Source organism: Vibrio navarrensis (assembly GCF_015767675.1).
GTDB lineage: Bacteria > Pseudomonadota > Gammaproteobacteria > Enterobacterales > Vibrionaceae > Vibrio.
This window is the reverse complement of record NZ_CP065218.1, coordinates 1313973-1328611: the sequence shown is the minus strand read 5'-3', so window position 1 is coordinate 1328611 and position 14639 is coordinate 1313973. Positions and strand designations below refer to the sequence as shown.

Sequence of the window (14639 nt, the reverse complement as noted above, 5' to 3'; positions counted from 1 at the left end):
ATTTAAAACAACTGGGATTATTCCCAGGGTGTAACCTTAACATTGCGATACTTTGCATAAACTGGAAGCCAATTATAAGAGCTGGGAGGAAAATGGCGATTGGCACTGATCCAGTTATTTATAAATAGCTGCATATAACTGCTCACCTTGGCATTTGCACGCCGAACTTGAATCCAGCTATTGCTATCTCGGTTAAAAACTTCCCAAGTCACACCATATTCATCAATTGAAAATGCGTATTTCTCCATGTTCCAAATAGATAGTCCATAACGTCCTAAATCAATATCAACAGGAGATTGCTGCCCCTTAATCCATATATTGGTATGCAAGAGGTTGGTTCCTCCCATCAATTCGATATCAACTTCGTAATGGCTTTCCCTTCCTGATTCGCCAACATACGTAAAGAACGAACTGATCGTTCCTGGAACTGAACCCGCTTGCATTTCAACTTCATAACGACCCTTGCGCATATATGCGTATGTACGCATCTCTGCACAGGTTTTAAACCCATTGTCGTGTTTCGCATGAAGTATGAGCAGATCGTTTTCTTTCCAGATATTTCCAGATCTCCAAGTACAGTCGAATTCGCTTCCTTGATTCTTCCAACCATCAGAAACAGACCACTGAAAACCACTCCAGTCCATTGCAAACGCACTGTTAAAAAAAGCAGTGCTGGTCAAAACAGTAAAAATAAACAGTCTAATCAGCATCATCATCGTCTCCAATAATTCTAATTTAAAGCATTTTTATCACTACCACTCTTTGAAATAATTTCTTGTATTACAGTGTTGCCAACTTTAGTGGTTATAAATTTTTTTTGTCTAGATTTGAGGCTCGTATTTGTCAGCAACAATAATATCTTTGATCTCAATTTTGGTCTTGATCACGTTCAAACGATATCCATGAAAAACTTTCTTGGAGTGATTTGAAATAAATCGATGGACTTTCATCATAGGTATTAAAAAGATAGCAACACTCACATATTATTGATTGTACGATTGAGTTCTCATCGTATAGGCTGTTATAAGATAGATACCAAATTGCTCTGTCTATTTGTTTATTTATATAGCACGGCACTTTATGCTTTCTATCTTCTTAATTTTAAAGAGGTTAAAATGATTAAAAAACGGTTACTTGTGCTAAATTTATTTAGCTGCGGTTTAATTGCGCTTACGGGTTGTACTGCCGAAACATCCACATCTAGTTCTAATAACACAAAGACTATCAACCTTCTGGCCAATAGCGATTTCTCGCAAGGTATTGACGGCTGGTGGGCAGCGGGAGGCTCGCTAAAAGCGGTAGATAATATCGGTTGCATATCTTTTACAGCGAGTGGAAGTAACCCTTGGGATGTTATTTTAGGTCAATCTGGTCTAGCTCTTAAACAAGGTGAAAATTATACCCTCCGCTTCGATGCCATGGCACAAAAGGCCATTAGTGTAAAAACCATTGTCCAACATGATGGCGCGCCCTACACCAGCTATCTTGTCCAAGACGTTCCACTTGCCAACGAGTTCAAATCGTTTCATTTTTCTTTTAAACCTTCGGATAACGATGACAAAGTGCAATTGCATTTTCAGATCGGCACTCAGGCACCGACCACCGTTTGCGTTAAGCAGCTTTCGCTAACCGGCCCTGTTTACGAAAAGAAAGTCGATCTGGCCAAAGTGCGAGTGAATCAAGTTGGCTATTTTACCAGCGCGCAAAAGTATGCAACGGTAGCAACCGAAGAAAAGTCCCCCTTAACGTGGGCATTATTGGATGCGAAAGAGGCGGTGATTGCCGAAGGAAAAACGCTGCCATTTGGACTTAACAGTGCTTCTGGCGAGCAGGTTCAGCTTGTTGATTTCAGCCATGTCAAATCCTCGGCAAAAGGCGTAGTACTCGAAGTCAACGGTGAGCGAAGCCACCCATTTGATCTTGATGACAGTATTTACCGTGATATGAAGTACGATGCGCTTTCCTTCTTTTATCAGCAGCGAAGCGGCATTGATATTGAAGAGCAATATGTACAACGGGCCGACTTAGCTCGACCAGCGGGTCACAAACCGGAAATTGCCACGTGTTTCAACAAAAAAGACGCAAAAGGCAATAACTGGCCCGGTTGCGATCTGTCGCTCGATGTTTCAGGAGGCTGGTACGATGCTGGCGACCATGGAAAGTATGTGGTTAACGGCGGAATTTCGCTCTGGACTCTGATGAATTTTTACGAAAGAGAGAAACTTACCAAGAAAAATGGCCAAAGCGCGTTCGCTGATGGCAAAGTCAAGATTCCAGAGAACAGCAACCAATTCAATGATCTGTTGGATGAGTCTCGTTGGATGATGGATTTTATGCTGGCCATGCAAGTGCAAGACAATCGTCAGATTTGGGTACCAGTCGGCGATCAATCTGAGCAACTAACCAACCTCAAACTCACAGCCATAAATGCGAATGGCATGGTTTTCCATAAGATCGCAGATGATTCTTGGACTGGAATGCCTTTGCCTCCTCACAAAGATCCCAAAGAGCGTTATTTGAGTTATCCAACGACGGCAGCGACGCTGAACCTAGCAGCAACAGCGGCACAATGTGCACGTGTATGGAGAGATCTGGATGATAAATACGCTGAGCGTTGCCTGTTAGCCGCCGAAAAAGCCTGGCAAGCCGCCAAAGTGAACAACCATGTTTATGCGTATGACAACTTTGTCGGTTCTGGTCCTTACGATGATACCAAGGTAGACGATGAGTTCTATTGGGCAGCGGCAGAGCTTTTTGCCACCACCGGTAAGGCAGAATACAAAGAAGCCATTCAGCGCTCTCCTTACTACTTAACCACCCCGACTGGAGATAGTGAGGCGACCGGAGATCTATATTGGCAAGGGGTGAGCGGTGCGGGAACTCTCACACTGGCTATTGTTCCAAATCGTCTCTCAGATGACGCAGTGCGTAAAGCGCGCGCGAATATCGTTGCAACAGCAGATGCTTATCAGCAGGCGATAGCTAAAGAAGGCTATCGTATCCCCTATCAAGCAAGCGAGTATCCATGGGGTTCAAACTCTAACCTAATGAACAGAAGCATTTTCTTAGGTATTGCCTACGACTTCACCAAGGATACAAAGTACGCCCAAGCGATAATGGATGCGATGGATTACATTCTCGGTCGAAACCCGCTCGATCAATCTTATGTCTCGGGTTACGGAAGCCGTCAATTGATCAATCCACATCACCGTTTCTGGGCGCATGCTGCTGACTCTTCATCACCTCTGGTTCCACCTGGTGTGATGTCTGGTGGACCAAACTCAATCAACTTCAGTGATCCTGTTGCCTCGTCAATGAAAGGAAAATGCATAGGACAAACATGCTGGAAAGATGATATTGGCGCTTGGACTTTAAATGAAATCACGATTAACTGGAATGCCCCTTTCTTCTGGGCAGTGAGTTTCCTTGATGAATATATTCAATAGAGCAATATCGTTTTAAATGGCAGACAAGTAGTTGAGAAAATATTCTCGGCTACTTGTTTTTATATGGGTTATTTTTGTATCGGCTGTTTCTATCGGTAGCGAGATTTTGTTGATTCTCGCGCAATCAGGCTAATAGGCGGTAAGCGGATAGCTTCCGATTCACCACTGAGCAAATTCAACGCACACTTCGCACTAAGCGCTCCAATTTCCTCAAGAGGCTGACGCAGCGTGGTTAAAGAAGGAGTAAAATACGGTGACGTGGGTAAATCATCAAACCCAATCACAGAAACGTCTTCTGGCACCTTGAATCCATTGTCATGCAATGCTTTTATCGCACCATAAGCACTTAGATCATTTGCAGCGAATATAGCAGAAAAGTAGACCTTCGATTTGATCAACTCGATCGTTTTCTCATAACCACTCTTAATACTAAAATCACCGTCAAGTATTAACTTTTCTTTGATATTAATTCCCGCTTCGTTTAGTGCTCGAACATAACCATTGTAACGATAGATGGCATCGTCATGATTTGGCAAACCTTTTATATGAGCTATGTTTACATGACCAAGCTGTATTAAATGTAGTGTCGCTAAATATCCACCTAGATTATTATCTAGCGATATTGAACGTACCTTATCTGCAACAATGTTGTAACCAACAGCAACAACGGGAATTGTTTCAGAAATTTTAACTATTAATTTTTTATCAACATTGCCAGAAATAATAATAATCGCATCAACATCACTCTTCATTAAATATTCTAACGAGTACGCCACCAAACTTTCCTGCCAACTGTTGACTGAAATTAGCAAAGAGTAGCCGTGTTTCGCTAGAAGTTTTTCCATGTCAATGAGAATACTACTCGTATAAGGGCTATCGGGATTTTGCACGAGGACACCAATCGTCATTGAGCGTGTTTTGATCAATTTATCAGCATATTTTGGCGGCTTATAGCCCAGTTCTCTTATCGCCTGCTCAATCTTCTCTGTTTTATCATTTGATACATAAGAGGTTCGATTGAAATAGCGTGACACTGTACTTTGAGAAACGTTGGCTAGCCTCGCAACCTCATAAGCCGTCGGCATTTTTACTTTATCTGTTCTTTTCATAAAACCACTGAAGCTCACAACCAAGTTAGTCTCTTTTTTTTAACATACCATTCTACACTCGCCCAAAACAACAAAAAAGAGGTTAATTATAAAAATCAACCTCTTGTAGTATTGAATTTAACAATATAGATAGGAAAAAATCATTCCAGGCCTAAAATATCGACCCGCAGTGTACTTCATACCGCAACTGAGCAACCAATGATATAGCTGCTCCAGCGTTTCCTCACCAACACCTAAAATCGCAAGATTCTGCAAAAACGCGGCTTTGCTCGACAGCAAATCATGACTGACCCGCAGATCAGGCCGAAGTGCCCGATAGGAAATTAAGTCGTCTAGCCAGCGTGTCGCGACCTCTTCACTCAGTGAAAACTGTGTTTGCAATTGCTCATGCGTGACTTGGAACGAGCAGTTAAAGCCTTCAGGTGCTGCAAATGGAATTTTCGCCGAACGATAAAGGGTGTGATACACGGTATCTAATAGTCTCTCCGCATACTGTTTCTTTCCTGCATACTTAAGCGCCGTGGCCACACTAAACTGGATCCCGCCCCAAACATCTTGAGCTTGAAAAGCATCATGCGGGGAACCATCAGAAAGTGTCATGTTTGCCACCCCCAAGTTAGGGCTATTGCGATGGAAATTGCGTTCATAGATAAATTCCAACGTTCTTTCGATGCGCTCTGCTTGAAATAGACCATCCAGACCAACCAGTTTCAAATAGGTATCGGCAACCAAAGCATCACCAAAACTGTTGTCTGAATCCAGAATCATCACTTGATACTGTCGCGTAAACGCTAACGGAGCCGTTGCAAGAAGATTCTGCTTCTTGCGTAATCTTTGCTCAATTCTCGGTACATCACTTTGTTCATCCACTCGATCAAGATAGGTATTCAGTATTAACTTGTCGGTGACTAAATCCCCGGTCAGTACTATCCCTAACGCTTCCAGTGGCTGATAATCTTTTCCGGTTAAATGCTTAGTTTGAATAGGCGTGGCATAAAAATGGTAGTAACCATTTTTTTCATCCCATAAGCTACTTTCAATCGTACTCAATGCGCGCTGAGATTGCTGCTTGTACTCTTCTGCTAAACTAGGCTCTTGCATAATATGCGCAAGCTCTCCCGCCGCTTTAAGGCCAGCAGCCCATAAACTCGCACAATAGATCGAGATGCCATGAGACGAAAGATTATCGAAGGTGTCATCCGTACCATGAACCAAAGGTAGCGAATCGCCCTCTTCTATCAGGCTCGATAAATAGTGGATGCTCTCTTTGACCGCGAGCCAACAATACTCCACAAGTTGTTTATTTTTGGTTTGTTGATAGTGGCGGTACACCATCAAAATAAATTTAGGCGCGAGATCTTTCCATTCTTTTACATTATGCCAACTGTACGCATCTGGCTTAATATCAAACGGGCTGCCTAAATCATGAATAACGGCACCATACAATGCTCGAGGGCCTTCATATTTTGCGTCATTCAGATCAGCAAACGGTTTGTCTTCATATTCCCAATATCTCCGTTTCGTGTCATCAGTCGATAATATCGCGTCAGCAAACGCTTGCATCACGCTACCATCAAGTTCAGGGAGCAGATACAAAATTGAGAATGAACCGTAGAAATAAACATCTAATGAATTGAAAAATGGGTAATCCACACACTCCTTGACCAGAAATCTATTTTCACAATCCCACACCGTTGACTCGGAGAGAAATGACAAGGTATTCATCGCCATGGTTGAATAACGCTCTGCCGTCTCTTTATCCTGCATGTTCTGATTGGCTAGAGATAAAAAGTCATTTTGCTGCTTAACAATTTTTTCTTCAATTTTGTCAAGCTGTGGCAACACCTCTTTTATCATCCATGTGGCTCTTTGATGTTTCGGAAAGAAATTGGAGTACGCTTTCTCTGTTCTCAAATCATCAAGCCATATCTTGCTATGATCCATTACCTGTAAATAACGCAAGTCGACCGTTTCACCCGGCTGCAGTTCCACTTGCACACATATCAAGGCAGTCACACTCTCACGTCCACTATAAATACCGCGATCAAAATGGCTACTGGTGCGTCCTGTTTTTAATGCATTTATAAGCTGGGTTTCGACTTTACTACTGTAGACAGAGGGCTTTACCGTTACCGTTATCTTCCCAGACTCAAGATCGGCTTTTCTAGCGACAACGCCATACTGTACTTCTCCTTCTATATCGGATGAGTAAGGTGAATCGCTTCGTAAACTGGCGCCAATAAACTCGACATCGCCATCCTCAATGTTGCTCTGACTATGCTTATGTAAAATCGCATTTCTGATCAAATAACATGCCGAATCCTGCACGCCGTGACGGGCTTTTTGATAGGTAGAACCGAGTAAGTTTTCCAGTGGTTGTGCCAGCGTGATCAGTTTGGTGCAGTCTGATAGGTTGGTGAGTTCGAATTGATTCCAGTGCAGCGGCAATGAGCACAATTTCTGCTCATTTTTCACTATCGGTGAAACCACTTTGCGGGTCACTTTGAGCGTGTCGATGCCTGCATACTGATACTGAGCAATCGGGTACAAGGCTTGATAGTGAATATCTTCGCTATTCATTGAGCGAACTTGATCAACGCTTTTACCGGTAAGAGAGACACAATCAGCCGAAGCGTTGATGAGCAAACCGTCAAAAAAATCCAGTGCAACCAAAAGCTGTGTCATCAGCGAGTTGGCATCTTGCTCAATGTGCTTTTGGGTTTTTTCAGTAAACTCCACCTTCCAACGCAAAAAATTGGACTGATTGTCACTGTAGAAATTCGAACTAATTAGGCTCTTTTTTATTGTTTCGATGGCACGTTCTTCACTCACACAGTCGAGCTTTTGACCATTAAATAGTGCTGGATAGAAATGCAAAAAACGTTTTAATTCTTCAAGATCTCTTATTGCTATATTGTCAATATTTATCGGTTCCATCACTGAAATATAGAAATCATTGAAATTAATAGAGCTTTTAATAGAGCTTTCCGAACAGTCAACATAAACACCAGGAATAAAGCTAAAGTTTGGTGTCTCGCCTTTGGGTGTAAGGGTAAACGTCGAGCCTATTCCCCCTACTGCCATTCCCGTATTTTCCGGTGTTGTAGATACGGGAGTATACCAAGGTTGAATAAATTCAACTGCGTCACCTTTCGCACACAAATCACGCGCTATGCCATGATAAGTTGTGTATGGGATTTTATTCTTCATAGTTTAAATCCAATATTGAATATTTAATTTCAACTGTTAATATCAATAAAAAATGGAGATATTAACAATGTTCAAAATTAGTAAAGAAAAATTCGGCATGTTCGATAGCATAGTCATTAACAATCCAGAGATAGGTATTGAAATTGAGTTAATTACAGAATTTGGTGCTGTTATAAATAAATTTATATTCAACCACAGCCCCTTCTCTTTTATATCAGGTTATCAAGCCAGTGATGAGCTTATAAATGAACACCCCTATTTTTCACGTAGTGCAAAACTCTTTCCTTTTCCGAATCGCCTTAAACACGGTCGTTATTGCTACAAAGGTCATCATTATCAGTTGCCAGCTAATTTTCCTTGGTCGGAACACGCTGTTCACGGATTACTCTATAACCAGCCGTTTCAACTCCTTCACTGCCAAACAAGTGAACAGTCAGCAGAGGTGGATCTACGCTTTACAACCTCCTGTTTGCATCCCGGATATCCATTTGCTTTTCAAATCGATATTAGATTCTCAATCACCATCGACGGCTTATTGAGTTGCACCACGACAGTGGAAAACCAAGGAGTCACAGCCATGCCTTTTGGAGATGCTTGGCACCCCTATTTCTCTTTAGGAGCCCCACTTTCACAATGTTCTTTGACTATGCCTTTTTGTCACGAACTTGAGCATATTGATGACATGCCAACTGCTCTCACCTTTCCAAACGAACAATTCTTACAGGCAACCTCTCTGGATGGAGTTACGCTAAATCATTGTTTTTATTTCGATACTAGTGAGCCTATTCAACTGTCCTTACAGCGACAAGACCACGTTGCCTCACTGAATTACCAACAAGATCCCAGCTACCCTTATCTTCAGCTTTACACGCCTAACTCCGAAGCGTCTATTGCCATTGAACCCATGAGTTGCCCGGCAGATGCCTTCAACCACCATATTGGTTTACTGGAGTTGGCCCCCAAACAGCACCAGACCTTTCGCTGGCAATGCCAAGCCAATTACCAAGCGCGATAACAAGTTGAGAACAAAGGGCATGCTGCATGCCCTTTGGTTTATTAACCTAATCGCACCTCAATTACATGTTCGCCAGAGTTGCAAATCGGTGCCTTATTTCCTTGCACTAGCTCGCCGTCGACGCGCATTTCGACCACACCTTTACTCACATTCTGTGGGTTGCTGACATGAATGTGGTAAGTCGCACCGCGAAACTTCCGAGTGAGTTTGAACTCAGGCCAATGACGCGGGATACAGGGATCAATAAGTAATCCATCCATTTCAGGACGAACACCTAATATCCACTGAGTCGCTGCTACATAGGTCCATGACGAGGTCCCCGATAACCAGGCATTTCGTCCTAGGCCAAACTGCGGGTGCTCATCGCCAAGGATGTTTTGCGGATAGCAGTAGGGCTCCGACTCGAACTGATCAAGCTGGTTATTCTTCGAAGCAGGGTTAATTTGACGATAGTATTCGTAGGCACGATCTCCGTTGCCCATCTTCGCTTCAGCAATCATTACCCAAGGATTGGAATGAAGAAAAATGCCGCCATTTTCTTTTGCACCGGGTGGATAGGTGGAAACGCCGCCAAGATCCGGGTCGAAGCCGTTGTAACCAGGAGTAGATAGCTTAATGCCGTTAACGGTATTCAACTTGTAATATACCGAGTTCAAAGCTTGGGTTGCACGCTCTTGGGGTGCAAAGCCTGAAATAACAGGCCAGCTTTGGCCATTGGTGTAAATCTGCCCCTGTTGATTTTGCTTTGAGCCGATTGGCTTACCTCGTTCGTCGAAATAGCGGACATACCATTCGCCATCCCAGCCAAAGGAGTTGACGGTGCTCTTCATCTGCTCATAGTGTGATTGGTACTGTTCTGCTAATGCTTGCTCGCCTCGTACCTTACAAAGGTCCAACATGTCGAGTAGCGCCTTGCCATACATATTCGCAACCATCAACGATTCTGCACCACGCGGCAGATTGACCGTATCGTTCCAATCGGCAAAACCAAGCAAAGGTAAGTCATGCTGCCCAGTGTTGGTTTGGGTAAAATGAATGGCCCGGCACAAATGCTCCCACACCTTCCCCACTTCCAGCGGATTGCCGCGCTTATCTTTCTGGTAAAAGGGGATGACCTTATCCAGAAAGTCGGTATCGCCCGTCTCTTTCACATACTGAGTTACGGCATAGATTATCCAGAGATGGTCATCCCCATAATAGTCTGGGCGATCCTCTTCTTCTCTTGAGTCGCCAGCATTGGCTTCCATCGTCGAAGGGAAAAACTGGTGCATCGCAGAGCCATTGGTATTCTGCACCGAAAGCAAGCGTTCGATGAACTCACGCGCTTCATCGGGCATATGCGCGATAACACCGAGGATATCCTGCGATGAATCACGAAAACCGATTCCACGAGCGCCATATCCTAGCTGGTATAGCGATAGGTAACGTGACCAGTTTTTCGTGGTATGGCACTGACGCGGATTGTGCACGTTGAGCATGGAGTTCATCGCCGGATCAGGCGTTTCAACTTGGATGGTGGCGAGATAGCGTTGCCAGAAACGCGCAAGCTCAGCAAACGCGAAATCGACCTGATGGTGATCTCGATACTTTTCTAACATCGCTTTCGCCGCATTCAAACTCGCCATTTGCGTCAGTTGCACCACGGTTCGTTCCGTCTGGTTTGGCGCTAACCAGCCGAGTCTTAAATTGAGAGCGCCGATATTGTCACCTCTCAAGCATTCGTCGTTGCCCAGTTCTTGTTGCTTAAGAGCCTCCGGTGCCGCCCAACTTCCATAGCCCATATTCCCGATGAACTTCTGCCGGTCACCAGAGAATGAAGTGGCTGGACGATCAGCCGTCATGATGTTGACTGCGTAGTCCCTCTTCATGAAAGCATATTGCTCTAGCACTGTGTGACCACTCTCTTGTTGATGCGCTTTGACGATCATGGTTTGAGGAACCCAATCGGCATTGAGCAGCTGTTTCAATGCATCGAAGTGAGAAAACTCAAAAACAGGAACGACATCAAGGTGCAACTCGCTATCCGAGATGTTAGTAATTTTAATATCTTGCAGTAATACTTGATCGTCTTTGGGCACAAAGAAGGTGCATTCGCAGCGGACTCCGTAACCTTGAGAAATAATTGTGGTGTAAGACAAGCCGGTATGATTTTCAAAACGTTCCAGTGGTTTCAGTGTCGGCGTATAAAAAGGGGAGAAAATCACCTCATGCCCTTCTTTATTGCGCACTTTCAAATATATGGTTGAACCTTTGAAGTCGGAGTTTGGTAGTTGAGCAATATATTTGGTGATGCGATTGAGCGCAGGATCGCCTTTACACAGTAAAACACCACCATTGCTATCAACCAGCCCGCCAAAATTTAAGGTGCCAACATAATTACACCATTTAATAGGTGTACAAGGCGTTGTTGCCACGTACTCTTTATTTTCATCATCAAAATACCCGAATTTCATCGTCACTATTCCTATCTCCTTCACAAAGTGAAGGAGTTAAATTGAATGGTTTATAACTGTCTGCTGTATATATTCTAATTAACTGGCAAGCGAATTTTCACTCAACGCGTCAAAAAGATGAATTGCATCGAGATCTAAGTACAAGGTTAATTCACTTGTTGTCACCTCGGCAGCTTGCGTTTCAATAATCAAAGATTGTTTAGCTATTTCTGTTTTTAATAAGATACTGGCTCCCAGCAACTCTTTATCTTTAATTTTTACTGAAAATGGTAATACACGATCATGGTCAATATGTTCTGCGCGCAAATGAATATCCGTTGGGCGAATACCAAGGTGCAACGCAAGATTCTTTGATGCCAACGCTTTAAATCGTTCAGGAAGCGGAATCTGTGTTTCCCCAAGTTCGATATAAAATGCGTTGTCTTTACTGATCAATTTGGCATCGAGCATGTTCATGGATGGACTACCAATGAACTGGGCCACAAATTTATTGGCTGGGCGCTGAAACACATCCGTCGGCGTCCCTACCTGAGCCACGTAGCCATCTTTGAGTATCACAATGCGATCCGCCAGCGTCATCGCTTCAATTTGATCATGCGTGACATAAATTGTGGTCGTTTTCAGTTCACGGTGAAGCTGTTTGATCTCTTCACGCATGACGCCACGCAATTTGGCATCCAGGTTTGAGAGCGGCTCGTCGAATAGAAAGACTTTAGGCGTTCGCACCATGGCACGTCCCATAGCAACGCGTTGGCGTTGTCCACCGGAAAGTTCCTTTGGCTTTCTGTCAAGCAGAGGCTCAAGCTCCAACATTTTCGCCGCTTTACGTACTTCAGCATCAATATCCACTTTCGACATGCCTTTCAGCTTCAGTGCAAAGGCAATATTTTCGTAAACGGTCATATGTGGATACAGCGCATAGCTTTGAAAAACCATCGCTAAATCGCGATCTTTTGCGTCGACTTTATTCATCAGCTTATCGCCGACATAAATCTCCCCCGAGGTAATGGTTTCTAAACCAGCCAGCATGCGCAGCGTGGTCGATTTGCCACAACCCGATGGGCCTAAGAAAACCACAAACTCACCGTCATGTACGGTAAAGTCGAAATGCTTAACCACATCAACATCACCAAAGGATTTTTTAATATTTTTGAATTCAACTTTAGCCATTATTGGGTCTCCTTGGCACGCTCTAATAACATGTTTTTATAAGCAATCGCGCTCTGTTTTAATGTTCTTTTCTGAGTTGGATAATCGACGTATACCATGCCAAAGCGCTGTGAGTAGCCAAACGCCCATTCAAAGTTGTCCATCAAGCTCCAGGCGAAATAACCATCGACCTGTACACCGGCGTTAATTGCCTCATCTAACGCCTTTAGATGTTGTTGAAAATAGCGCACACGCTGTTCATCGTTTACTTCACCGTTGAGGTAGTGATCGTCACCCGCCGCGCCGTTTTCAGTGATGTAAATAGGCGGAAGATTGGCATAACGCTCTTTTAAACTGAGCAGCAAGTCGGTCAATCCTTGCGGATAGATCTCCCAGCCGATATAGGTGTGTTCACTCTCTGCCTGCGTCACCGTCTCAATATCACCACTTTCGTTATAACGTACAACGTTTCTGGTGTAGTAGTTGATTCCGATATAGTCGACTGGTGCTGAAATGATCTCAAGATCTCCTGCAAGTACCATCGGCATGTTGATAAAATGGCGTTCGGTGACAAGCGCTGGATACTCTCCTTTTAAAACGGGATCGATAAACCAGTGATAGTTTTCTGCTTCACTGTATTTTGCCGCTCCAATGTCTTTCTCCGAATGCGCATAGGCAGGTGAGGCATTGAATACCACTCCGTGTTTTGCCTTCGGTGCATTGCGGCGTAGAACCGGCATCGCTAGCCCATGGGCCAGCATAAGGTGATGGGACGCCAGAAAACCTTCACGTTCCCCCAAAATGCCAGGCGCATGCACTCCCCAGCGGTAGCCTAAAAACGCGGCGACAAACGGTTCATTTAGCGTGGTGTACACCTCTATCTTATTGCCAAAATGACGGCTCACTACCTCGGCATAATCAGCAAACTTGTAAGCCGTTTCTCGGTTGAGCCATCCCCCTTTATCTTGCAGATACTGCGGCAGATCCCAGTGATAGAGGGTGACAAACACCTTCATACCATGTGCGTGACATTCATCGATAATCTGCTCATAGAATTTGAGTCCCTCCTGATTCACCACCCCATCTTGCGGGAGGATGCGCGGCCAGGCGATGGAAAGGCGATAAGCATCAACACCCAAACTGCTGATCATTTCAACATCTTGCTGCCACAGGTGGTAATGGTTACAAGCGATGTCCCCATTTTCACCTTTATCCACTTTGCCCTCTTTTTGACAAAAGGTATCCCATATAGACGGTGTACGTCCTCCTTCTGCCACTCCACCTTCTATTTGATAAGAGGAGGTGGCGACACCAAATATAAAATCGCTGCTACGCAATCGCGAGGAATGAGGAAGCTCATATTTATTCATTGTCATAACCTTATAAATCTAACCTTTTACTGCACCAGACGTTAGCCCACTGATCATCTGCTTTGAGGCAAACAAATAGGTAACCACTAAGGGCAAAATCGAAATTGTAGTACCGAGCATCACCGCCCCCCACGGGGTGTTCGGTATACCTTGGACACTTCTTAACGCTTGGGTAATCACGTAGTTTTCTGGTGTGGTGAGCACAACAAGTGGCTGCATGAACATGTTCCAGAAAAAGACAAATTGGACGATGGCCAAGGTAGCAAGAGCGGGCTTCATCAATGGCAACACCACACTCCAATAGGTTCTAAACTCACCGGCACCGTCTAACTTAGCGGCTTCCAACAACTCCTTAGGAATCGATGCCACCACATGTTGACGCACGAGGAATATTCCAAAAGGTGTGGTGGTAAATGGCAGCCACACCGCCACATGGTTATCCATCAAGCCGATAAATTTCACGATCATGAAGTAAGGGATTAGACTCAGAACAGGCGGAATCATCATCGAACCTACCAACATTCCAAATAGAATATTTCTCCCTTTAAATTTGAATACAGCGAATGCATATCCCCCCATACTGCAAAACAGTAGTGAGATGGTTGTACCGATGAAGGCGACATACACGGAGTTAAACATCGCCTGCCAAAAAGGCATGATCTCTTTCAATTTGGCGTAGTTGATGGCGAGACTGTCGCCAAGGGCGAAACTAATCCCTGTTCCAAAAATCTCTGCACGATCCCGAGTGGAAAGCAAGGCTGACCAAACAAATGGGAAAACGGTCACGATGGCGGAGATAATCAGGATGATGGCCAACAGTATCATCATCATTTTGGTGACCATTTCGACCGTGTTGTCTCTTGATTTATGCACACCCATTGACACAG

9 protein-coding genes are annotated in these 14639 nt (G+C 44.1%); 2 read left to right on the top strand and 7 right to left on the bottom strand.

Annotated elements, in window-relative coordinates:
• Positions 1 to 17: 17 nt before the first annotated feature.
• Positions 18 to 716, bottom strand: a complete 699-nt coding sequence (locus tag I3X05_RS22595) for a family 16 glycosylhydrolase (protein WP_082069543.1) — start codon at positions 714 to 716, stop codon at positions 18 to 20.
• 282 nt (positions 717 to 998) lie between these two features.
• Here I3X05_RS22595 and I3X05_RS22590 point away from each other — a divergent pair, with 282 nt between their 5' ends.
• The gene (locus I3X05_RS22590) at positions 999 to 3446 is read left to right on the top strand and encodes a glycoside hydrolase family 9 protein (RefSeq protein WP_337971292.1); all 2448 of its coding nucleotides are present in this window, start codon (positions 999 to 1001) and stop codon (positions 3444 to 3446) included.
• An 89-nt stretch (positions 3447 to 3535) separates the two neighbouring features.
• On the opposite strand, the gene I3X05_RS22585 is transcribed toward I3X05_RS22590, so the two are convergent.
• Both I3X05_RS22585 and I3X05_RS22580 read right to left on the bottom strand, forming a co-directional pair.
• On the bottom strand, positions 3536 to 4555 hold the full coding sequence (locus I3X05_RS22585; RefSeq protein WP_171816690.1) for a LacI family DNA-binding transcriptional regulator: 1020 nt from the start codon (positions 4553 to 4555) through the stop codon (positions 3536 to 3538).
• A 117-nt stretch (positions 4556 to 4672) separates the two neighbouring features.
• Positions 4673 to 7765 (bottom strand): GH116 family glycosyl hydrolase, encoded by a 3093-nt coding sequence (locus I3X05_RS22580; RefSeq protein WP_337971291.1) that lies wholly within the window; start codon positions 7763 to 7765, stop codon positions 4673 to 4675.
• Between the two features lie 67 nt (positions 7766 to 7832).
• On the opposite strand from I3X05_RS22580, the gene I3X05_RS22575 reads away from it, so the two are divergent.
• Positions 7833 to 8780 (top strand): aldose 1-epimerase, encoded by a 948-nt coding sequence (locus tag I3X05_RS22575; protein ID WP_337971290.1) that lies wholly within the window; start codon positions 7833 to 7835, stop codon positions 8778 to 8780.
• 41 nt (positions 8781 to 8821) lie between these two features.
• Here the strand turns inward: I3X05_RS22575 and I3X05_RS22570 are convergent, their stop codons facing one another.
• The 4 genes from I3X05_RS22570 to I3X05_RS22555 form a co-directional block, all read right to left on the bottom strand.
• Positions 8822 to 11233: a GH36-type glycosyl hydrolase domain-containing protein gene (locus tag I3X05_RS22570; RefSeq protein ID WP_193166944.1), complete on the bottom strand. Its 2412-nt coding sequence runs from the start codon at positions 11231 to 11233 to the stop codon at positions 8822 to 8824.
• 78 nt (positions 11234 to 11311) lie between these two features.
• Entirely contained in the window at positions 11312 to 12403 is a 1092-nt protein-coding gene (locus I3X05_RS22565) for an ABC transporter ATP-binding protein (RefSeq protein WP_337971289.1), read from the bottom strand.
• Entirely contained in the window at positions 12403 to 13752 is a 1350-nt protein-coding gene (locus I3X05_RS22560) for a GH1 family beta-glucosidase (RefSeq protein ID WP_337971288.1), read from the bottom strand. The genes I3X05_RS22565 and I3X05_RS22560 overlap by 1 nt, the downstream gene beginning before the upstream one ends.
• Before the next feature lie 18 nt (positions 13753 to 13770).
• Complete coding sequence (locus tag I3X05_RS22555) at positions 13771 to 14631, bottom strand: carbohydrate ABC transporter permease (RefSeq protein WP_413470293.1); 861 nt, start codon at positions 14629 to 14631, stop codon at positions 13771 to 13773.
• Positions 14632 to 14639 lie beyond the last annotated feature (8 nt).

Excerpts from the sequence above, each read along its gene's own strand:
- I3X05_RS22595 (WP_082069543.1), bottom strand. The coding sequence starts at position 716 with ATGATGATGCTGATTAGACTGTTTATTTTTACTGTTTTGACCAGCACT.
- I3X05_RS22585 (WP_171816690.1), bottom strand. The coding sequence starts at position 4,555 with ATGAAAAGAACAGATAAAGTAAAAATGCCGACGGCTTATGAGGTTGCG.
- I3X05_RS22580 (WP_337971291.1), bottom strand. The coding sequence starts at position 7,765 with ATGAAGAATAAAATCCCATACACAACTTATCATGGCATAGCGCGTGAT.
- I3X05_RS22575 (WP_337971290.1), top strand. The coding sequence starts at position 7,833 with ATGTTCAAAATTAGTAAAGAAAAATTCGGCATGTTCGATAGCATAGTC.
- I3X05_RS22570 (WP_193166944.1), bottom strand. The coding sequence starts at position 11,233 with ATGAAATTCGGGTATTTTGATGATGAAAATAAAGAGTACGTGGCAACA.
- I3X05_RS22565 (WP_337971289.1), bottom strand. The coding sequence starts at position 12,403 with ATGGCTAAAGTTGAATTCAAAAATATTAAAAAATCCTTTGGTGATGTT.
- I3X05_RS22560 (WP_337971288.1), bottom strand. The coding sequence starts at position 13,752 with ATGAATAAATATGAGCTTCCTCATTCCTCGCGATTGCGTAGCAGCGAT.
- I3X05_RS22555 (WP_413470293.1), bottom strand. The coding sequence starts at position 14,631 with ATGGGTGTGCATAAATCAAGAGACAACACGGTCGAAATGGTCACCAAA.